We start from the raw sequence: 21,023 nt of genomic DNA on the forward strand, positions 1-21,023 counted from the left end.
CATGAAAAAAAATGCAATTAAACTCCTAATGATTTCTTTGGTCATGATCTCTTGTAGTAAAAATGAAGATGTCGCAAACAGTGTTAATTTACATTTCAACAATACTTTTAAAAATACGACAATCGTGCTGGGGGGCTTAGATTCCCCAGTAGCGACGACGAATACATCGGCTGACGGCCAAGTGCATCAATTTTCGGAGTTAAAGTACGTGATTAGCAATATCAGACTTGTGAAAGCCGATGGGTCTGAAATTCCTTATAATGTAAATGATTTGGACAAGGGAGCTACAGTGGTTAATCAGGCAAAACTTTCAAGTTTGGATTACATGTTGGCAGACATACCCGTAGGGGAATACAAGCAGATAAAATTTGGACTTGGTATAAAGCCGGGATTAAACACATTGGATCAGTTTAGATTTCCTGTATTTTATGCGACTGCTGAAGCCAATGATACGGAGATGATGTGGCAATGGGCGACTGGTTATCGTTTTGCTAAAATGGAGGGTTTTTATGAAAACGATCATAAAAAATTCACGATTCATACCGGCAGTACTTTAAATGGAAAGTCTGGACAGCCAGATACCTACGTGCAGGGAGTAGATGCTTATCGTGATATTACATTGGATTTAGATACAAGGCTTGTTGTCGGTGGTAACAAACCCGAAATTACGATTAAGGCAGATTTTGATAAGTTATTTAGTGGGAAAAATAAGATCAGCATCAATGCAAAATATGCGACAGCACCACAACAACATGAAGGTATGGAGGTCATGGTAGAATATGTCAATAATCTTGGCGGAGAAGATAACGGAGATAGAGCAGGAATGTTCTCTATTGAAAAGGTCGAAAACTAAAATAAATTATACAATTGATCATCATGGAGGGCAAGCGTATACATGACGACATAGCCTATCCATGATGATTTTACAATAAATAGACATGCAGATGAAAACCGTAATTGGGATTTTGTTTACCTTGTTGATTATCTTATCCTGTAGCAAAGAGGATAGTTTTGTGTTGGATAACGATAGCAATCCCGAAATTCCTTTTTTTATACCTACAGATTTTCCCGCACTGAATACTACTGTAAAAGATAATAGACCTACGAAATATGGTGTGGAATTAGGTGAGAAACTATTCAATGAAAAAAGATTCAGTGGTAATAACACGATTTCATGTGCAAGTTGTCATAATCCTTCCCTGGCTTTTTCTGATGGAAAGATGCAGGCAATAGGTATTGAGGGGCAGGTTGGACTGCGGAATACACCCCCTTTACAGAATTTGGCTTTTATGAAATTCTATAATTGGGACGGTAATATTCTTGAGCTGGAAAAGCAACCATTGGTTCCCATCATCACGCATGAAGAAATGAATTCTTCTATATTAGAGGTTATCCGTAAGATTGGCGACGATTCCGATTACAAAGATTTATTTCAAAAAGCATTCGGTGAGGGTGGCATAACACCTGATCGAATTTATAAAAGTCTTGTACAATATGAATACACATTGGTGTCGGCGAATAGCAAGTATGACAAAGTAAGAAGAAACGAGGGGGGCAAGTTTACAGAGACCGAAGAACGGGGGTATACGCTGTTTAAGCTAAAGTGTGCAAGTTGTCATGGTACGGAGCTTTTTACTGATCAGAGCTTTAGAAATGTGGGCTTCCCAATGAATCCAAATCCTGAAGAAGCAGGACGGGGCCGGGTCACCGGACGGCAAGCTGATCAAATGGCTTTTCGTGTTCCCTCCCTAAGAAATGCGGTCTATACAGCGCCTTACGGAAGTTTTGGTCAATTCCCAACCTTGAGATCCGTTTTGGATTATTTCGATAAAGGCGTACTTGATGCAGAAAATCTTGATCCTATCCTAAAGGAAAATGGCAATCGCATTCCATTAGCGGAACAGGAAAAATTAGCTATTATTGCTTTTATAGAAACATTAAGTGATCCAACATTTATTGGCAAGTAAATACGACATACCCGGAACGATGTTTATACAAATAGTATGCACACTTCTCTAATAGAAAAGATCAACAAGCTGTTTAGCTGCTGCGACATCATGGACACGAAGTATCTGTACACCTCTTTCCAAAAGTAAGGTGTTTAATGCCGTTGTACCATTGAGGGCATCCTGTGCTGTAATACCCAATTTTTTATAAATCATGGATTTACGTGATATGCCGCCTAAAATTGGAAGACCAAAATAGTGGAGCTCATTGACGCGGTATAGTAATTCATAATTTTGGTCGATCGTTTTCGCAAAGCCGAACCCGGGATCTAGGATAATGTCCTTTACCCCCAAATCCCTTAACTTTGCTACACTTTCCCCTAGAAAGGTAGCAACATCGGTCACAATATCGGTATACTCCGTTTGCTTCTGCATATTTTCGGGAGTACCACGCATGTGCATGAGGATATAGGGTACTTGGTATTTGGCTACTGTAGCAAACATTTCCTCATCAAGTGTACCTCCCGAGACATCATTGATGATATGTACACCAGCGTCAATAGCTTCGGCAGCGACATCTGCCCGAAAAGTGTCTATGGATAAGATGGCTTCTGGAAAGGCTTCTCTGATTGCCAGGATAGGTGGAAGTGCTCTGTCCATTTCTTCCTGAGAAGAGATTAATGGAGCTCCCGGACGTGAAGAATAGGCTCCTATATCGAGTATTTGAGCGCCGGCCTGTATCAGATTTCGTGCTTTTTCCCGGGCTTTCTCCACAGTGGTATTATCCCCTCCGTCATAGAAGGAGTCAGGGGTAACATTGAGTATACCCATTACAATAGGTTTCTCAAATGTTATTAGTTTGCCACCTACATTGATGGATGGGGCAGTTGCTGTCTGAAATTTTTTCATCTGACCACAAGTACGCCGTCAGCAACAATATTAATGTCGTTTTTTGGCTGAGTAATCTGATTTATTTCGGATGGAGATTTACCGAGATCTTTTGCGGCATGTTGCAGTGTTGCCACTGAGGTTTCTTTCTTCTTGGCTACACCTTCGACAACGACTGTTTTACCGATGATATCAGCAGGCATAAAGAATCCGTAATCTTTAAAACGTACCATAATAGGCTCTTCCCCATCGCGCGCTAAGGTCATGAAACAGCCTTTCTTCTTACAAACTTCAACAACCTTACCCTCAATTTTGCCAGTGAAAGTATTTTTGTTACTTAGCTCTTTTTCCAGTTTAGCAACAGAAATCGCCTTATTTGCCTGAATTTCCTTTCCATACCCTACACCTGGTTTTGCGGAAGCAATTTCCTTTTTCTGGGCATATAATTGGGCACTTACGGCAAAAGCCAGTGCAAAAAATAAAATAACCTTTTTCATATTACTTTCGAATAAATTCAAATTTACCGCTCGGATCTAGTTTCATGATGGTAGACGATTTACCATCGGTTGTTACATGTCTATCGTAAGCGACAATATAGTCTACACCTGCCTTGATCTCTTCAGCGATTTCGTCAAAATCTTTCGCTGTTGGCCCACCACTGATATTTGCTGAAGTGGAGATAATAGGCTTACGGAAGCGTTGTAGAAGTTGTTCGCAAAAAGGATGTTTGACAATTCGAATGCCAATCGAACCGTCCTCTGCGATGGCATTGGGGGCCAGATTTTTGGCATTCGAATAGACAATTGTCAGCGGATTGTCCGTATATTCAATAAGCTGATAAGCAACGTCCGGGATTTCGTTCACATAACTTGCCAATTGGTTGTCATTATGTAAAAGGACGATCAGACTCTTGGACTTATCTCTTCCCTTCAATTGAAAGACTTTCTCTACAGCTTCTGGATTAGTGGCATCACAGCCTATCCCCCAGATCGTATCTGTCGGGTATAAGATTAATCCACCTGCTTTCAGCGTTTCCAACGCCTTGTTCAAATCTTCACGATCCACGAATGCGCTCATTTTTAATTTCTTTAGTTCTGACTTGAATTTAGACAGCTACATTATGCTCACGCAAAGCATCATTTAGTGAAGTTTTCTTATCAGTAGATTCTTTACGTTGGCCAATGATCAATGCGCAAGGAACTTGATATTCACCCGCTGCAAATTTTTTGGTATAAGATCCAGGGATGACAACCGAACGGGCAGGTACATAACCTTTGTATTCTACCGGCTCAGGTCCAGTGACATCAATAATTTTTGTAGATGCGGTCAATACGACATTGGCACCTAATACAGCTTCTTTTTCTACACGGATTCCTTCAACGACGATTGCTCTTGATCCAATAAATACATTGTCCTCGATGATAACAGGAGCTGCTTGAACAGGCTCAAGTACACCACCGATGCCTACACCGCCACTTAAGTGTACATGTTTGCCGATTTGAGCACAAGATCCAACTGTAGCCCAAGTATCTACCATTGTACCTTCATCGACATAAGCGCCGATATTGACGTAAGATGGCATCATGATTACTCCTTTGGCCAAATACGCACCCAGACGGGCGGAAGCGCCAGGAACAACACGTACTCCCGTGTGTTTGTAATCCGTTTTTAATTTCATTTTATCGTGGAATACAAAAGGACCAGCTGTCATTTCACGCATATCATTGATCGGGAAATACAAGATCACAGCTTTCTTGATCCAATCATTTACATGCCATCTCGTTCCGATCATTTCTGCTACGCGGATTTCCCCACTGTCTAGCTTCATGATCACTGTACGAATTGCTTCTGTATATTCTTTATACTCCAATAATTGTCTATCTTCCCAAGCTTCCTCAATCAATTTTTTAAGCGGCTCTACCATATTATTTGTTTGCTTATTTGAATTTGTTTATTTTGATGTACAAACTTAGATAAAGTTGCTTTTAAAAGCAACTTTATCGATCTCTCCCCCATGAAGAAAATATTCATAAGGGAAATATGTTAATTTTCGATGGGAATACCACGATAATTTGCTAATATAACTATTTTTGCATTATGGCTGCAGCATCAGAAAAATTAAGAATTGATAAATATTTATGGTCGATAAGATTGTTTAAGACGCGAACTTTGGCAACCGAAGCGTGTAAGGCGGGGCGGGTCAAGTTGAATGGTCAAAATATTAAACCTTCTTATGAAGTTAAGGTCGGTGACGTCTATCATATCCAAAAAGGAATAGAAAAGAAAGTCGTTAAAGTAATCGCTCTTCTCGAACGTCGGGTTGATGCAAAAACTGCTGTTCAGTTTTATGAAGATCAAACCCCAGTAGAAGAGACTGTGGGCTACAAATCGGTATTTCAGGCACCCGTACTTAAGCGTGACCGCGGAACAGGACGTCCTACGAAGAAAGATCGCCGTGAAATAGATGATTTACAGGCTTCCGACTGGTGGGACAAAGATGATGACTAAGTCAAGAAGCATATAACTCGGCAGAATACTGTAAAAGTAGTTGGAGAATCCCAAGTCATCATTGCTAAAAATCCGAACGGATTAAAGAAAAAATCCAATGGAATGATCACTTGGGATAATCTTATTGAGTACTTATGGTAAATATAAAATATTTAAAATCAAATAATTATAGGTATTTTTCGATTTCGTCAAATTGAATATCTCCATGTGACGCGTCATAAAGGCTATTTTTACCTTCAATAATAAGGATCTGGGGTGACTGATGTTCGATATTCCACCGTTGTGCGATTTCATTAGAAAGCGCCCGGTAGCGCAACAGGTCTAAAAGATAAATTGAATAGTCCTGATCGGATGTGTTAGCCATACGTTCTAAGCTGCGTTTGGCCATGTTGCTGATACCACAGGTTGTACTGTGTTTGAATATAGCTGCGACCTTATCCGATTGATAAAGTTCCTGTAATTGTTCTTCCGTATTTAATTCTATCCAATTGATCATAACTATAATTCTTTAAATTTTTTTTGCTCCACTTGCACAAAAGACGAGATGGAAGAGAATACACAGGATTTCTTAGCGTTATTTGTTGAGTTAAACACACTAGGCAACCGTATTCCGTCACCGATCTCCTTGTATTTGCTTACCTCGTAACTGATTTTTTCTGTTTTGTCAGTGTAATCGTAACGTATGATCTCGCCTGTATTCTGATCAATATAAAGTAAACCATCTAGCTTTGTGCCAAGGACTGGACCTGAAGAGGTTATGCTTGCTACCGTTAATTTTTGTCCACCAATAAACTGTTCGTCCTGGTTTTTAAGTTGGATACTTTTCTGCTCAATGAGCGTTGGTAACAGAAGCAGATTGAGATCGACAAAAAGTTGGGTTTTTATAGATTTCTTTATTTCTTGACCATCAGTTGCAACCTTACCCCCGATAAAGAGCTTATCTGTACCATTCCCTTTAAAATTGAATAAATAAGTCACTTGATCGGTTTCACTATAACCATCGAATCTACATTCTCCTGTGCTACGGTTAAAAAGGAATTTACGTTCCTCGTTCGACAATTCCTCTGATACATTATTTCCCTTTGCAGAAAAAGCTAGATATTGCAAAGAGTTCCATTTGTCTTGGCCACCAATACTACGCCAGATTTCTTTGTTTAAGCTATCATCTTGGGCAAATATGCGCCCATGATTAAGTAGCGATAATATAAGTACTAAGAGTATACTCGATAACTTTTTCATAATCATATCTAAAAAATAAAAAATCGATTAATAAGATATTACCATACTTTATTAATCGATTTATTTAAAATAAAAGTACTTGTGCTTTTTTATGTTTTGGCCCAGAATACTTTTTCATGATTAAATACTAGACAAAATTGATACCAAACTAGAATTTTTTAGCAATAGCAGCCATTTGTATTGCCGTGATAGCAGCTTCTTCTCCTTTATTACCATGTTTACCACCTGCGCGATCCAAGGCTTGTTGGAGGTTGTCTGTTGTCAATACGCCGAAAATAACGGGCTTATTATATTTTAGCCCTACATTTGACACGCCATTCGCAACCGCATGACAAATAAAATCAAAATGTCGGGTCTCCCCTTGAATGACACAGCCTAAACAGATGACAGCATCAAAGCTTTGATTTCTCAATGCCAGATCTGCTCCAGAAGTCAACTCGAAGCTCCCAGGGACCTCAATGACTTCGATATTGTTCTCACTTGCACCATGCTTTTCTAAACCTGATAATGCACCATTCAATAACGCACCAGTAATTTCTGCATTCCACTGCGCTACTACAATTGCAAATTTGAATGGACTCGCATCCGCAACTTGGATATGCGAAAAGTCTGATAAATTTTTAATGCTACTTGCCATAATGGCTGTAAAGATAGTGATTTTAGATGGTCACAAAAAAAGAGGCTATAAAATAACCTCTTTTTTTGTCTTTATAAGAGCTATAGCTCTTATAAATGTGCTTGCACCCTACCCAATAGGCCATCGATAGTAGATGCCTCTTGGCTTTCAGGAAAATCAGTCTTGATTTTTTTATATGCTGTTTCAGCACTCTTATAGTCGTTTTGTGCTTCATAAACAAGGCCTAATTTTTTTAGGAATAGCGGAGTTGTATATGAATTGCTTGATTTCTCAGAAGCTTGTTTGTAATAATCAGCAGCTTTTTTGTAATCTTTTAGCTCTGAATAGGCATCACCGGTCAAACCAATAACCAATGGGTCTAAAATCTGGCTTCCTGTAGGTGAGTATTTTTCCAATGCTTTTACGGCGTCATCATATTTACCCTGACGTAGGTAAAGGCCTCCTAGGTATGCATTTGCAATGTTTGCAGATTTGGTATTCGAATATTCGTCTGCGATCTGTTTAAAACCAAGGAATGCTCCATCGCCCATAATTGCTTTATTTTGTAAAGAGTCAATTGTAACAAGCTGTTCGGCTTTATACATGCGATTTGATGCTTCTTCTGCCCTTGGTTGCAAGTAAAGCTTCTCGTATCCAAAGTACAGCAAAATCAATACAACGATACCACCTAAAATAAACGCAACGCTTTTTTGGTTATCTTGAAAAAAAGATCCTTTTGAAGGTTTCAAACCTTGATTTGTATTATTTGTATTTTTAGACATTACTAATCAGTAAAATATGGATTGCAAAAATACACTTTTCGAGCAAATTTGCAAGTGTTTTGCAAATTTTAAAGTGAATTAACTTTTCTTCTCCGCCGTATTTGATAATTCGATTTCCTTGTCCAATTGTTCGTAAATTGAATTTTTACTTTTAAATTCCGGAACAATAAGCTTCATCTGGTAGACGACCTCATTTTTATTTTGAGTGGCTAACCGTTCTTTTAATTCCGCTAGTTTGAGGCTTACGACGTTAAAATTATTTTCCCGCACTTTGGCAATCATAATTTTTTCGTGATGTGTCGGGAGGGTGTTTTCCAGGTCATTTAATAACTCTTCATACAGCTTTTCTCCAGGTCGTAAACCTGTGAACTTTATTTCTATATCTTCATTTGGTTTAAAACCAGAAAGACGTATCATCTTCTTGGCGAGCTCAACTATTTTTACCGATTTACCCATATCAAAGACAAATATCTCACCACCTTGTCCCATGGCTCCTGCCTCAAGAACAAGCCGACAAGCTTCGGGAATTGTCATAAAATACCGTGTAATTTCGGGGTGAGTTACTGTAACAGGGCCGCCTTTTTGAATTTGATCTCTAAATCTAGGAATAACAGAGCCATTAGATCCAAGAACATTTCCGAAGCGCGTGGTAATAAATTTTGTATTAACCTTTCCATTCGAGATGCTATCCAAATGATTATTTAGGGACTGAACATAGATTTCCGCAATTCGCTTTGTAGCGCCCATAATATTTGTTGGATTGACAGCCTTGTCCGTTGAAACGAAAACAAATTTTTCGACCTGAAATTCCACCGCTAGATCCGCAAGATTTTTAGTGCCCAGGACATTGGTTTGCACGGCCTCTAATGGATGGTTTTCCATCATTGGAACATGTTTATATGCTGCCGCATGATAGACATAGTGTGGTTTGAATGTTTCAAAGAGTAACTGCATTCTTTTGGTGCTCCTGATATCAGCGATATAAGTATGGTATACTTGATTAGGAAATTCATCCTGCAAATCCAACTGTAAATTGTGCAATGGGGATTCCGCCTGATCACAGAGTATAATCATTTGAGGCTCATATTTTCCCAACTGGGAGGCAATTTCGCTTCCGATTGATCCTGCTGCGCCTGTAACAAGAATTCTTTTACCTTTTGTTTGATTTAGAATATGGTCGTCATTGATTTTGATTGGATCCCGTTCTAATAGATCTTCAATTTTTATTTTCTGGATCTGATTAGGGTTGAGATCCCCGTTCATGATTTTTTTGACTGGTGGGAGTGTCAAAATGCTCACATTACGTTCTAATGCAATATCTGTGATTTCATTTTTGCGCTCTGAAGGTATATTGTGTGATGCAATAATGACTTCCTCAATATTCAGGGTATTGATGAGATGATTAAACTTCTTGGATGAATAAATTTTTGTTCCATCAATTACTTTGTTAATCTTTTGGTCGTTATCATCCAAAAAACCAATAATCGCATTTTTCGATCGTACATCATGATCTAATGTTCTTTTTACAGCAATACCGAGGTCGCCAGCACCGTAGATCAATGTTTTCTTTCTGGTACCGTTGACCTTTTTTGTGTATAAGAAGAAAATCTTGATAATTGTTCGATATACCGTTAATATCAAAAATGAGAAGAGGGCAAAGAAGATGATTAATGCTGTTGGAATATTTCGTTCAATTTCATTGGCTTGAATAATCAATTTAATGACCAAAAGCACGAATACGCTAAAAATTATAGTTGATAATATTCGGATGGAGTCAATGGCGCTTGTGTAACGAATTATCCCAGTGTACATTTTAAACAAGTAAAATGATAGGGAGCAAACGCTAATAAATAAAATAAACCTTATGCTGAAATCAATATCTAGTAAAAAGCCAAAGTTAAAATCGTAATAAATAACGTTTGCGAGGAGATAGGCAATTGAAACACTGAAAATATCCAATAAAAAAATAATCCATCTGGGTACGATACTGATTTTACTAAGCATGGTATATCTAAATTAATTTAGACAAATGTAGATAATTTTGTTTCATTCCCATCGTCTTCACCTGGATAATCTTTCCATTGAAAAGCATTTCTCAATGGATGACCGCAGCAGTGGATACCGGTATTTTTTAACACTTCATTACGATTGCTGAAGCAAATTTATCTGAGTTTGATTAGATTGATTATTTGTTGTAATTTTAGCTAAAGTCAATTTAATAAAATGAATGAGTTAGGGAAGCTTGCTAATCAGGCTATGATTTCTACGAAAGAGATGTTGTTTGAGAAGAAAAAGAGTGCGAAAAGTCTTTTTATTGGAATTCCAAAAGAGATTTCACTTCAGGAGAAGCGTATATGTTTAACACCCTTGGCCGTAGCCTTATTGGTTGAAAATGGACATGAAGTGCTGATTGAGGCTGGCGCTGGCGCCGGCGCTAATTTCTTAGATCATCATTATAGTGAACAAGGTGCCCGCATTGTAGCGTCACGAGAAGAAATATATCAAGCTGATTTGATTATTAAAGTTGGTAGTCCTACCGTGTCAGAAGTTAAATTAATGAAGGAAAGGCAGGTGTTATTGTCATCTCAACAACCTTCTTTAATGAATGCAGATGTATTAAAGGCATTGATGAATAAAAAGGTGACAGCTATTTCTTACGAATACTTAAGAGATGAAGGCGGTTGCTTGGCCGTCGTGCGTGCGATGAGCGAAATCGTAGGAGCCACAGCGACTTTGATCGCGGGTGAATACTTAAGTAATGCATTCGGTGGTAAAGGGCTTATGCTAGGTGGAGTTACCGGCGTGGCTTCGACAGAAGTAGTGATCATCGGTGCTGGAACGGTGGGTGAACAAGCGGCGCGAACGGCATTAGCCCTTGGTGCACAGGTAAAGGTTTTTGATAATTCAATTTATAAACTGAGACGTTTGCAAAACAATCTCGGTAGTCGCGTGTTCACTTCTGTAATTCAACCTATTATTCTCAACAAAGCTGTGATAAGTTCAGATGTTGTTATAGGTGCTCTGAGAGCGAGAAATGGCCGCTCTGCCTGTGTGATTTCCGAAGAAACAGTGTCGAAGATGAAACCTAATTCAGTCGTTATTGATGTCAGCATAGATCAAGGAGGGAATTTTGAAACGTCGGAAGTAACTTCGCATGATAAACCTGTTTTTCGTAAATTTGATGTTATTCACTATTGTGTTCCTAATATTGCCTCCCGAGTCGCGCGTACTGCCACGTATGCGATGAGTAATATTTTTACATCTATCCTCTTGGATTTTGCGGAATTGGGTGGATTGAAAAATGCAATTTGGAAAAGCCCAGGCATACGAAGTTCAATCTACCTATACCAGGGCAACCTAACCAATGCCGATATGGCTTCTCGATTTAATATGACCGCTAAGGACTTGGATCTCTTGGTCGTATCTTCGTTATAAGGCAAGGTAACGGAGACTTGAACAAGATGAAAAAGTAGCTAATGCCGTTTTAGAGGGGTTGATCATAGAAAATGGTGGTGGGCAACAAAGGCGGCAGAAAAGATGGAAACCTAAATAACTATAAATACAGATGAAAAAAATTCTTATGATCTTATGTTCTTTGATTTCGCTTGTAAAGGCGCAAGAAGTTATCAATCTTTACCAAGATACTATTCCAAATGCCACTGACAAAAGCCGGGCTTTCTTGGAAAAGAATATGCCCAAATTATTTGTTTATACTCCGGACGAAAATATAGCTAAAAATATTGGCGTGCTGGTTATTCCGGGTGGCGGATACTCACATATTGCAATGGATCATGAGGGGCATGCAGTTGCTAAGGAACTGGTGAGCAATGGATATTCGGCTTATGTATTGCAATATAGATTGCCCTCGCCTAATATTATGCGGGATAAGAGCATCGGACCGCTTCAAGACGCCCAACAGGCAGTTCAACTGATACGAACGCTTAATCCTCAGATTAAGAAAGTAGGTGTTATCGGTTTTTCCGCGGGCGGTCACCTGGCATCAACCTTAATTACCAAATTTAAGAAGGATTATATCCCAAATCCCACTCACATATCCCTGAGACCAGACTTTGCAGGATTGATATATCCGGTCATATCTATGCAGAATGATGTGACGCATAAAGGATCAAAAAATAATCTTATTGGAGAAAGTCCATCAGATGAGCTCGTTCAATTATTTTCTTCAGAGCAACAGGTATCACCTGAGGTATGTCCTGTTTTCTTTGTACATGCCAAAGATGATACGGCTGTCCCAATTGAAAATAGTTACAGAATGATGGCTGCACTGGATAAAGTCAAAGTCCTCAATACGCTGTATGTCTTTGAGAAAGGAGGACATGGTTTTGGGTTAATTAATAAGACTTCGGACAAAAAGTGGTTTGATGCCTTTCTATCCTGGATGTCTACTTTAAATTAATCAATCGAAAGGGATCCAATTGGAAATTGTTAAATCAACAGCTTGATTTTTTTGGGGGATTAACTGTGAGATGGTCGTGCAATGCAGGTCAATCTCATTATTGGAAATAACGATCTCATAATAAAAACCTCTGAATTTAGTGTCCTTTACAAAAAAAGGTGATTTTTCCGCGGACGTAATAGAAATCCATTCTTGATGGATAGCAATAGATTTGTCACTTGTTATGCCTAAATTTTGTGCTTGCTCGGGACGTAAAATATTACTTTTTGCCAGTAGTTGGGCCGTATAAGGATGTGATGGTCGGCTATATAGCAAATGGGGGTTGTTTTGATCCAATATTTTGCCCGACTTCATGACAATAAGATTATCGGCCAGGGCGAGTACTTCGGTGGGATCATGTGACACCAGAATTATCGTAAGACCTGTTTCTTTGACAATGTCTTTTATATCTTGTTGTAGTGTATCTCGGAAAGATGCGTCAACTTGGTTAAAAGGTTCATCCATTAACAATACTTCAGGTTCATTGATCAATGCACGGCAGATAGCTACGCGTTGTTTTTCGCCGCCACTAATATCAGCGACTCTTTTTTTTGCCAAATGGTCTATCCGCAAGCGTTGTAAAATCTCTGCTGTTTTATCCTGTTTACGTTTAATATCCGTATTCGGTAATTGTGAAGCCACGTTATCCCATACATTAGCATAGGTGTTTAGATCATCGAATCCTTGAGAAACAAGTTTCATGGCATCGTGCCCAGGTATTAATTTGTCTTTACGTGTGGGAACCCGCCAACCTTTGTACCGCACTGCGCCAGCTGTAGGTTCCAAAAGTCCATAGATTAATCTGAGTAGCGTACTTTTACCACTTCCTGACTCGCCAATAATAGCGGTTATCCTTCCATTTTCGATATCAAAGGAAGCGTTTTCAACGGCAAACTGTACATTGTTTTCATGAAAGGAAAAACTTAAATGTTCAGCGTGGATCGCTGCTAGCCCTGGTACATGAGTATCGGATGGAATATATTGACAAGACGATGGATTAGCCATAATGGACTGTGATATGGGTAGATTAATGGATAGATATTTTACGAGTATGCGCATCTATGATGCTGATCTGTATTTCCTTTGCTTCTTCAGGCAATAAATTTGGAATTTTCTCGGGCCATTCGATGAAGCAATATGCTCCTGAATAGAAATATTCCTCGTAGCCAAAATCGAATGCTTCCTGTTCATCTTTAATGCGGTAAAAATCAAAATGATAGAGTGTTCCATTGTCGGAGTCATATTCATTGACAATGGAAAAGGTAGGACTTGACGTACTATCTTTTACGCCCAGTTGTTCACATAAGTATTTTATAAAAGTTGTTTTTCCTGCGCCCATTGGGCCATATAGTAGAAAAATACGATCCTTTGGAAACCTATTCAAGAGAGTATGGGCCGCAACAGAAAGATCTGCCGTTGTATTTACGATAATTTCCATGTTGCAAAATTACTATTTCGGGAGGTATGTCGCAAAGGGGATGATCATTTCTTCCAATGAAATTCCTCCATGTTGGAATGTTCCGTTAAAATAATTAACAAATTGATTGTAATTGTTGGGATAAACAAAGTAAGAATCTTCTTTCGCGAATACATACGTAGAGCTAACATGGAGTTTGGGCAGTTGCGCATCATGGGGATTCTTGATTGTAAACACATCTTTTTCAATGTAGTTTAAATTTTTTCCTTGTTTATATCTAAGGTTTGTATTTGTGTTTCTATCTCCAACGATTTTACTTGGTTTTTTGACCCGAATAGTCCCGTGGTCAGTTGTGATAATTACACGTACTTTTTTCTGTGAAAGCCATTTTAAAGCTTCTAAAAGAGGAGAATGCTCAAACCAAGATAATGTAAGCGAACGATACGCCGCTTCATCATTAGCCAGCTCACGGATCATGGAGCTATCTGTTCGCGCATGGGACAACATGTCTACAAAATTGTAAACTAGGATATTGAGCTGGTTATGCATCATATTTCCCAGATTATCTAAAACGTCCTTTCCTTGTTCGAGGGTTAAAACTTTTGTGTAGGAATGTTTTATCGGTTTACGGTATAATCGTTTGATCTGATCATCCAGAAACTTGTCTTCATACAAGTTCTTTCCCCCTTCATCTTCGTCATTCTGCCATAATTTAGGGAATCGTTTTTCCATTTCCAACGGTGTTAAGCCGCTGAAAATCGCATTTCTTGCATATTGAGTTGCAGTGGGCAAAATCGAGAAATAATTTATCTCCTCTTCCAGTCTAAAATAATCCGTGATTACCTCGTTGATGATTTTCCATTGATCAAAACGTAAATTGTCTATCAAGACAAAAAAAGTAGCAACATCCTCGTCGAGTACTGGAAATACTTTCTTTTTAAACAGCTGATGGGATAGAATAGGTGCATTCTCGGGATGGTTGATCCAATTGATATAGTTGTTTTCAACAAATTTCGAGAACTGCATATTTGCCTCGGACTTTTGCATCGTCAATATTTCATGCATATTATTGTCTTCGAGTTTTTCGAGCGACAGTTCCCAATAAACTAGTTTTTTATAAACTTCTGACCATTGCTTGAAATCTAAGTTGTCGTTTAATATCATGCCTAGATTGCGAAAATCTTGCTGATAGGCCATGGAAGTTTTTTCATTGACAATACGTTTATTCTCAGTAAGTTTTTTTATTGTCATCAAAATCTGCTTGGGATTTACCGGTTTGATTAGATAATCATCTATTTTAGAACCAATGGCATCTTCCATGACATGTTCCTCTTCGTTTTTGGTTACAAGTACGATCGGAACAGTGGGATTGATGGATTTGATGATAGCAAGGGTTTCAAGGCCAGTTAGCCCGGGCATGTTTTCATCTAGAAATATTAAATGAAAAAAACCATTTTTAAAGGCTTCTACCGCATCATTTCCATTATTGACGGTATCGACTTTATACCCCTTACTTTCTAGAAATAAAATATGAGGTTTTAAAAAGTCAATTTCGTCATCAGCCCAGAGAATATGTGTTTTTTGCATCTTGTTATATATGTCTATTATTTAAGAGAGGTTGATAGTGTTACTCAGATTAAATTGTAACAAAAGAAAATACCTCGGTTATTGAATGGATTTCAATATTGCTAACATAAGCAAATATCGTGCTTCAGATTTATTTTTAACATTTCTTAACGATGAACTAACTATCTTTGTTTTAAGTTTATATTAGTGATAACCATAAGTTTGTGTTTTAAAAACTAGGTTTTCAATTTAATATGTTGAAAAGTAGCATTAATTTATCGCCGCATTGAACAAGAATAAAATCATCAATGATCCTGTATATGGGTTTGTTGCCATTCCTACAGGGTTGGTCTTTGACCTTGTACAGCATCCCTATTTTCAGCGACTTCGTTATATTAAACAAGTGAGTATGACTCACTTAGTTTATCCAGGAGCACTACATACACGCTTTCAGCATGCGATTGGAGCGATGCATCTAATGGCAATGGCATTGGAAACACTTCGTAGTAAGGGAATAGAAATTTCAGCGCTTGAGGAAGAGGCAGTCTTGGCGGCTATTTTGTTGCATGATATAGGGCATGGCCCTTTTTCTCATTCTTTAGAGCATAGTTTGATTGCTGGCGTTTCCCATGAATTGCTTTCTTCGTTACTGATGGATCGCATGAATCGAGATCTAGACGGAAGATTGAGCCTCGCCATTGCTATTTTTAATAATCAATATGAGCGGAAATTCCTCCATCAACTTGTGTCTAGCCAATTAGACGTTGACCGAATGGATTATTTGAACAGAGATAGTTTTTTTACAGGCGTTTCTGAGGGAGTCATTTCATTTGACCGGATTATCAAGATGTTAAATGTTGTTGGTGACGAAATCGTCGTTGAATATAAAGGCCTTTATTCCGTGGAAAAATTTCTTATCGCACGGAGGCTGATGTATTGGCAAGTGTATTTACATAAAACAGTTATCGGAGCGGAGCAATTATTGATTAAGATTTTACAAAGGGCGAAATATTTGACAGCGACTGGCGTAAAACTTTTTTCTACTCCAGCGTTCCATTGGTTTTTGAGCCAGCAGATTGATCGGACAAATTTTTTGGATGACCCGTTGCATTTAGACTGGTTTACTCGTTTAGATGATACGGATATTATGTCAGCAATAAAAACATGGGAACAACATGAAGATGAGATTTTGAGTAAAATGTGCCAGCGAATTATGAAAAGGGACCTATATCGCTCAATTATGAGTAATAAACCTTTTTCAGCAGACTATCTTGATCTAGTAAAAAATACAGTCCAAGAGTCTTTGGGTATAAGAAGGGAAGATATCCATTATTATGTATTTACGCAAGAAATTCAAAATCGCGCATATAATCCCTCAAACGATCAGATCAAGATATTATTGAAGTCGGGCGAGCTTATTGATATTACCGAAGCATCCGATCTTGGAAATTTAGAAGCATTGTCTAAAAATGTATCCAAATATGCATTATGTTATCCAAAAGAGGTAGGATATATTGCAATTCCTTCTATCGGATAGTTATTTTTTAATAAAAAAACATAGATTTGTACCATGCAATTTACTGCTCAACAAATAGGGACATTATTAGAAGGACGGATTGAGGGGAATCCAGAAGTTACCGTAGGTAACCTTGCCAAAATTGAGGAAGGTAAAAAAGGCGATCTTTCTTTTTTGTCAAATCCAAAATATGAGCATTTTATTTACACAACAGATGCTTCTATTGTCATTGTGAATGAAGATTTGCAATTGGCGCAAGCACCCAAGCCTACATTGACCATTATTCGTGTAAAGAATGCTTATGCGGCTTTCTCTACGATATTGAATATGTATAATGAATTTCGTCTTGACAAAAGCGGACGTGAAGAGCCTTGCTTTATACATCCCGAAGCAACAATAGGGGCCGGAGGCTATATTGGCGCATTTGCTTATATAGGTAGAGGCGCAAAGATCGGAGATAATGTGAAGATCTATCCACAAGTATTTATAGGGGACAAAGTCACCATAGATGACAATACTACGCTTTATCCAGGAGTGAAGGTCTATCATGATTGTAAAGTGGGTAAGAATGTGGTTGTTCATTCCGGCGTTGTGATTGGATCGGATGGTTTTGGTTTTGCCCCGCAAGAAGATGGTACTTATAAGAAGGTTCCACAAATAGGTTATGTTCAGATAGAAGACAATGTCGAGATTGGTGCTAATACGGTGATTGATAGAGCTACAATGGGAGCTACTATTGTGCGTGACGGTGTCAAATTGGATAACTTAATTCAGATAGCACACAACGTAGATATTGGTAAAAACACCGTCATTGCCGCACAGACAGGAATTTCGGGAAGTTCAAAAATTGGAGAACATGTGGTTTTAGGTGGACAGGTTGGTGTCGTAGGACATATTGTTGTCGCTAAGGGCTCCCAGATCCAGGCTCAATCGGGGGTTAATAGGTCAATTAAAGAAGAAGGAAAGAAATGGGGCGGAACACCGGTAATGCCCTATCAGCCTCAGTTGCGCTCCAATGTAATATTTGCACGTCTTCCAGAATTGGAGAAAAGGATCCAGGAGTTGGAGAAATTAGTAGAATCGAAGTTAAAATAATCTTTTTTCATTGAAATAAACTGTTATTTAATTGTAATGAAGCTATCATGAGCAGTCTTAGATTGCTACTATTTCGATATATTATTATAATCTCATGATGGTTTTGTCAAAAGAAGTTTTGATTTAAAAATATGTTATTAGAAATGAATGTGAAACAGAGAACCATCAAAAACGAGGTTGAAATTTCAGGGGTAGGTCTTCATACAGGAAAGATTGTATCGATGACGATCAAACCAGCCCCGGAAAATCACTGGTTTAAGTTCAGACGTGTAGATTTAGAAGGTCAGCCTGAGATTTTGGTTGATGCAGATAATGTCACAGACACTTCCAGAGGAACCACTATTTCTCAAAATGGAGCAAGTGTTAGTACAATTGAACATTTAATGGCATCATTAATTGGTCTGCAAATCGACAACGTTCTAATTGATATCGATGGTCCTGAAATTCCAATATTGGATGGAAGTGCGGCAATTTTTGTAAAATTGTTGGAGGAAGCGGGGTTTGAAGAGCAGGATGCAGATAGAGATTATTATGAAATTTCTAATAATATTCATTATGCAGAGCCAGAACGTAAAGTCGAGATCTTAGGAATGCCTATGGATGGTTACCGTTTGACTTGTATGATAGATTTTAACTCACCTGTTTTGGGTAGTCAACACGCTGCGATTACATCTATTGAAGATTTCAAAGCAGAAATTGCTTCGTCACGTACGTTTTGTTTTCTACATGAATTGGAGATGCTTGTGGATCACGGGCTCATCAAAGGGGGGGATCTTAGTAATGCAATTGTCATTGTTGATAAAGAAACTTCTCCCGAGGAACTGCAAAAACTGGCCCATCTTTTTCATAAGGAGACTGTTGCCGTTGCAAAAGAAGGTATCCTGAATAATAATCAACTGCGTCATCAGAATGAACCTGCTCGACATAAATTGTTGGACATGGTGGGTGATCTGGCTTTAGTTGGAAGACCTTTGAAGGGCCATATTATGGCTGCCCGTCCGGGACATGCTGCAAACGTTGCGTTTGCAAAGAAAATAAAAGAGCAGATCAAGAAAGATAAAACACGTAAAAAAATTAAAGTTTACGATCCGAATATGCCAGCATTGTATGATACGGTGGAGATTATGAAAATCCTTCCTCATCGTCAACCAATGCTCATGGTCGATAAAATCCTAGAATTAACTGAGACACATGTTGTGGGATTAAAGAATGTGACCATGAATGAAGACTTATTTATGGGACATTTTCCTGGAGCACCTTTATTTCCTGGTGTACTGCAAATAGAAGCGATGGCACAGACTGGTGGTATCCTCGTATTAAAGACTGTCCCAGATCCAGAAAACTGGTTGACGTTATTTCTCAAAATCGAGAATGCGCGTTTTAAAGCACAAGTCACTCCAGGGGATTCCGTTATTTTTAGATGTGATTTAATGGAACCGATCCGGAGAGGCATTGCTAAAATGAAGGGTGTGGCCATGGTGGGAGAAAAAATTGTCTGCGAAGCAGAGCTTATGGCACAGATCGTAAGAGTAAATAACAACTAAAGAAGTATAGATGATACAGCCATTAGCTTATATTCATCCAGAAGCAAAGATTGCTAAAAATGTGGTCATTGAACCATTTGTAACCATTTACAAAGACGTTGTCATTGGAGAAGGTACTTGGATTGGCTCAAACGTGACCATTATGGATGGAGCTCGGATTGGAAAGAACTGTAAGATATATCCCGGTGCCGTAATTTCTGGTGAACCGCAAGACTTGAAATTTGATGGTGAGGTTACAACTGCAGAAATTGGTGATAATACTACTATTCGGGAATGCGTAACAATCAATCGAGGTACAAAGGATCGATATAAAACTGTCATTGGTAAAAATTGTTTGATTCAAGCTTATAGCCACGTTGCACACGATTGTGAAGTGGGTGATAATTGTGTTTTTTCCAATAATAGTACACTAGCTGGGCATATTACCGTTGGAGATTATGTTGTTTTAGCCGGAATGGTGGCTGTGCATCAATTTGTGAAAATTGGTTCACATGCATTTGTTACTGGTGGATCCTTAGTACGTAAAGATATCCCTCCTTTTGTGAAAGCAGCTCGTGAGCCGATTTCATATGCCGGAATTAATTCCGTAGGATTGCGTAGAAGAGGCTTTTCTGAAGAACAGATTGCCGAAATTCAAAATCTTTACCGCATTCTATTTGTTCAGAATCGAAATCTAGCTAAGGCAATAGAAATTATTGAAGCTGAATATCAGGCAACGGAAATCCGTGATGAAATTTTAGATTTCATCCGTAATTCGGGTAGAGGTATCATGAAGGGATTCAATAATAGAGCAATGTAATTGCATTACCGAATCGTATAGCTTTGGAAATAACTTTAAAGGATATAGGTCGAAGATATAACAGCGAATGGATTTTCAGGCATATTAATTATCGTTTTGAGTCCGGGAAAAGCTATGCTGTCCTCGGTCAAAATGGTTCTGGAAAATCGACCTTGTTGAAGGTTCTTTCTGGCAGCTTATCACCTTCGCAAGGTGAATTGCTTTATACCATGGAGACGAATACCATTGGTATAGATGCGGTTTATCAAGAGCTGTCCATTGCAGCACCATATATCGAGTTGATTGAAGAATTTACCTTACGTGAATTGATCGATTTTCATTTTCGGTTTAAAAGTTACCTCCAAGGTTTTGATAAAGAACGTGTTTTGAATTTGCTAGGATTAGCAAGCGCCTTAGATAAAGAAATAAAACATTTTTCATCGGGTATGCGTCAACGGGTTAAATTAGTTTTAGCCTGCTGTTCCGATTCAAAGTTAGTCTTATTGGATGAACCCACAAGCAACCTAGACAGTGAAGGAGAGGAATGGTATCTGGATTTAATAGATCGTACCAAGCTCGATTTTAGATTGTTTATTATTTGCTCAAATCAAAAAAAAGAATACGAATTCTGTGACGAAACTATTTCAATTGCCGACTTCAAAAAGTAACGAA

22 protein-coding genes are annotated in these 21,023 nt (G+C 38.4%); 10 read left to right on the top strand and 12 right to left on the bottom strand.

Features of this window, described 5'->3' with window-relative positions:
* The first annotated feature begins 1 nt into the window (after nt 1).
* Nucleotides 2–853 carry an MbnP family protein gene (locus B4A24_RS07935; RefSeq protein ID WP_293944204.1) on the top strand — a complete coding sequence of 284 codons (852 nt, stop codon included), beginning with the start codon at nt 2–4 and terminating at the stop codon, nt 851–853.
* A gap of 91 nt (nt 854–944) precedes the next feature.
* Nucleotides 945–1,967 (top strand): cytochrome-c peroxidase, encoded by a 1,023-nt coding sequence (locus B4A24_RS07940; protein WP_293944205.1) that lies wholly within the window; start codon nt 945–947, stop codon nt 1,965–1,967.
* A 48-nt stretch (nt 1,968–2,015) separates the two neighbouring features.
* On the opposite strand, the gene folP is transcribed toward B4A24_RS07940, so the two are convergent.
* Genes folP through B4A24_RS07960 form a run of 4 tightly spaced genes read right to left on the bottom strand, consistent with a single transcriptional unit; the run spans nt 2,016 to nt 4,758 of the window.
* Nucleotides 2,016–2,855 carry a dihydropteroate synthase gene (gene folP, locus B4A24_RS07945; RefSeq protein ID WP_293944206.1) on the bottom strand — a complete coding sequence of 280 codons (840 nt, stop codon included), beginning with the start codon at nt 2,853–2,855 and terminating at the stop codon, nt 2,016–2,018.
* Nucleotides 2,852–3,331 (bottom strand): DUF4920 domain-containing protein, encoded by a 480-nt coding sequence (locus B4A24_RS07950; protein WP_293944207.1) that lies wholly within the window; start codon nt 3,329–3,331, stop codon nt 2,852–2,854. The genes folP and B4A24_RS07950 overlap by 4 nt, the downstream gene beginning before the upstream one ends.
* Before the next feature lies 1 nt (nt 3,332).
* On the bottom strand, nt 3,333–3,911 hold the full coding sequence (locus B4A24_RS07955; RefSeq protein ID WP_293944208.1) for an L-threonylcarbamoyladenylate synthase: 579 nt from the start codon (nt 3,909–3,911) through the stop codon (nt 3,333–3,335).
* Between the two features lie 28 nt (nt 3,912–3,939).
* Nucleotides 3,940–4,758 carry a 2,3,4,5-tetrahydropyridine-2,6-dicarboxylate N-succinyltransferase gene (locus B4A24_RS07960; RefSeq protein ID WP_108636324.1) on the bottom strand — a complete coding sequence of 273 codons (819 nt, stop codon included), beginning with the start codon at nt 4,756–4,758 and terminating at the stop codon, nt 3,940–3,942.
* A 173-nt stretch (nt 4,759–4,931) separates the two neighbouring features.
* On the opposite strand from B4A24_RS07960, the gene B4A24_RS07965 reads away from it, so the two are divergent.
* A complete protein-coding gene (locus B4A24_RS07965) occupies nt 4,932–5,342 on the top strand; it encodes an RNA-binding S4 domain-containing protein (protein WP_293944209.1) in 411 nt (136 codons plus the stop codon).
* 166 nt (nt 5,343–5,508) lie between these two features.
* Here the strand turns inward: B4A24_RS07965 and ytxJ are convergent, their stop codons facing one another.
* From ytxJ to B4A24_RS07990, 5 genes are all read right to left on the bottom strand, one after another.
* Nucleotides 5,509–5,838, bottom strand: coding sequence for a bacillithiol system redox-active protein YtxJ (gene ytxJ / locus B4A24_RS07970; RefSeq protein ID WP_293944210.1), 330 nt, complete (start codon nt 5,836–5,838; stop codon nt 5,509–5,511).
* Nucleotides 5,839–5,840: 2 nt separating this feature from the next.
* Nucleotides 5,841–6,581 carry a hypothetical protein gene (locus tag B4A24_RS07975; protein ID WP_293944212.1) on the bottom strand — a complete coding sequence of 247 codons (741 nt, stop codon included), beginning with the start codon at nt 6,579–6,581 and terminating at the stop codon, nt 5,841–5,843.
* A gap of 148 nt (nt 6,582–6,729) precedes the next feature.
* The gene (ribH, locus tag B4A24_RS07980; protein ID WP_293944214.1) at nt 6,730–7,218 is read right to left on the bottom strand and encodes a 6,7-dimethyl-8-ribityllumazine synthase; all 489 of its coding nucleotides are present in this window, start codon (nt 7,216–7,218) and stop codon (nt 6,730–6,732) included.
* A gap of 89 nt (nt 7,219–7,307) precedes the next feature.
* Nucleotides 7,308–7,979, bottom strand: coding sequence for a tetratricopeptide repeat protein (locus B4A24_RS07985; protein WP_293944216.1), 672 nt, complete (start codon nt 7,977–7,979; stop codon nt 7,308–7,310).
* Between the two features lie 78 nt (nt 7,980–8,057).
* Nucleotides 8,058–9,983: a nucleoside-diphosphate sugar epimerase/dehydratase gene (locus B4A24_RS07990; RefSeq protein ID WP_293944218.1), complete on the bottom strand. Its 1,926-nt coding sequence runs from the start codon at nt 9,981–9,983 to the stop codon at nt 8,058–8,060.
* A 219-nt stretch (nt 9,984–10,202) separates the two neighbouring features.
* Between B4A24_RS07990 and B4A24_RS07995 the strand changes: the two genes are divergently transcribed.
* Entirely contained in the window at nt 10,203–11,414 is a 1,212-nt protein-coding gene (locus B4A24_RS07995) for an alanine dehydrogenase (RefSeq protein WP_293944220.1), read from the top strand.
* Between the two features lie 130 nt (nt 11,415–11,544).
* Complete coding sequence (locus B4A24_RS08000) at nt 11,545–12,396, top strand: alpha/beta hydrolase (protein ID WP_293944221.1); 852 nt, start codon at nt 11,545–11,547, stop codon at nt 12,394–12,396.
* On the opposite strand, the gene B4A24_RS08005 is transcribed toward B4A24_RS08000, so the two are convergent.
* From B4A24_RS08005 to B4A24_RS08015, 3 genes are read right to left on the bottom strand one after another with little or no spacing between them, the layout of a single operon-like run.
* A complete protein-coding gene (locus tag B4A24_RS08005) occupies nt 12,397–13,494 on the bottom strand; it encodes an ABC transporter ATP-binding protein (RefSeq protein ID WP_293944222.1) in 1,098 nt (365 codons plus the stop codon).
* Nucleotides 13,463–13,873 (bottom strand): tRNA (adenosine(37)-N6)-threonylcarbamoyltransferase complex ATPase subunit type 1 TsaE, encoded by a 411-nt coding sequence (gene tsaE, locus B4A24_RS08010; RefSeq protein WP_293944223.1) that lies wholly within the window; start codon nt 13,871–13,873, stop codon nt 13,463–13,465. The genes B4A24_RS08005 and tsaE overlap by 32 nt, the downstream gene beginning before the upstream one ends.
* A 12-nt stretch (nt 13,874–13,885) precedes the next feature.
* Nucleotides 13,886–15,439 (bottom strand): bifunctional response regulator/alkaline phosphatase family protein, encoded by a 1,554-nt coding sequence (locus B4A24_RS08015; RefSeq protein ID WP_172392381.1) that lies wholly within the window; start codon nt 15,437–15,439, stop codon nt 13,886–13,888.
* A 265-nt stretch (nt 15,440–15,704) separates the two neighbouring features.
* Here B4A24_RS08015 and B4A24_RS08020 point away from each other — a divergent pair, with 265 nt between their 5' ends.
* From B4A24_RS08020 to B4A24_RS08040, 5 genes are all read left to right on the top strand, one after another.
* Nucleotides 15,705–16,955 (top strand): HD domain-containing protein, encoded by a 1,251-nt coding sequence (locus B4A24_RS08020; protein WP_293944224.1) that lies wholly within the window; start codon nt 15,705–15,707, stop codon nt 16,953–16,955.
* Nucleotides 16,956–16,988: 33 nt separating this feature from the next.
* Nucleotides 16,989–18,029, top strand: coding sequence for a UDP-3-O-(3-hydroxymyristoyl)glucosamine N-acyltransferase (lpxD, locus tag B4A24_RS08025; RefSeq protein ID WP_172392379.1), 1,041 nt, complete (start codon nt 16,989–16,991; stop codon nt 18,027–18,029).
* Nucleotides 18,030–18,172: 143 nt separating this feature from the next.
* Nucleotides 18,173–19,573: a bifunctional UDP-3-O-[3-hydroxymyristoyl] N-acetylglucosamine deacetylase/3-hydroxyacyl-ACP dehydratase gene (locus B4A24_RS08030; protein ID WP_293944457.1), complete on the top strand. Its 1,401-nt coding sequence runs from the start codon at nt 18,173–18,175 to the stop codon at nt 19,571–19,573.
* 10 nt (nt 19,574–19,583) lie between these two features.
* On the top strand, nt 19,584–20,372 hold the full coding sequence (lpxA, locus tag B4A24_RS08035) for an acyl-ACP--UDP-N-acetylglucosamine O-acyltransferase (RefSeq protein ID WP_046674771.1): 789 nt from the start codon (nt 19,584–19,586) through the stop codon (nt 20,370–20,372).
* A 23-nt stretch (nt 20,373–20,395) separates the two neighbouring features.
* Nucleotides 20,396–21,019, top strand: a complete 624-nt coding sequence (locus tag B4A24_RS08040) for an ABC transporter ATP-binding protein (RefSeq protein ID WP_172392378.1) — start codon at nt 20,396–20,398, stop codon at nt 21,017–21,019.
* Nucleotides 21,020–21,023 lie beyond the last annotated feature (4 nt).

The organism is Sphingobacterium sp. UBA7249 (genome assembly GCF_002472835.1).
Taxonomy (GTDB): Bacteria; Bacteroidota; Bacteroidia; order Sphingobacteriales; family Sphingobacteriaceae; genus Sphingobacterium; species Sphingobacterium prati.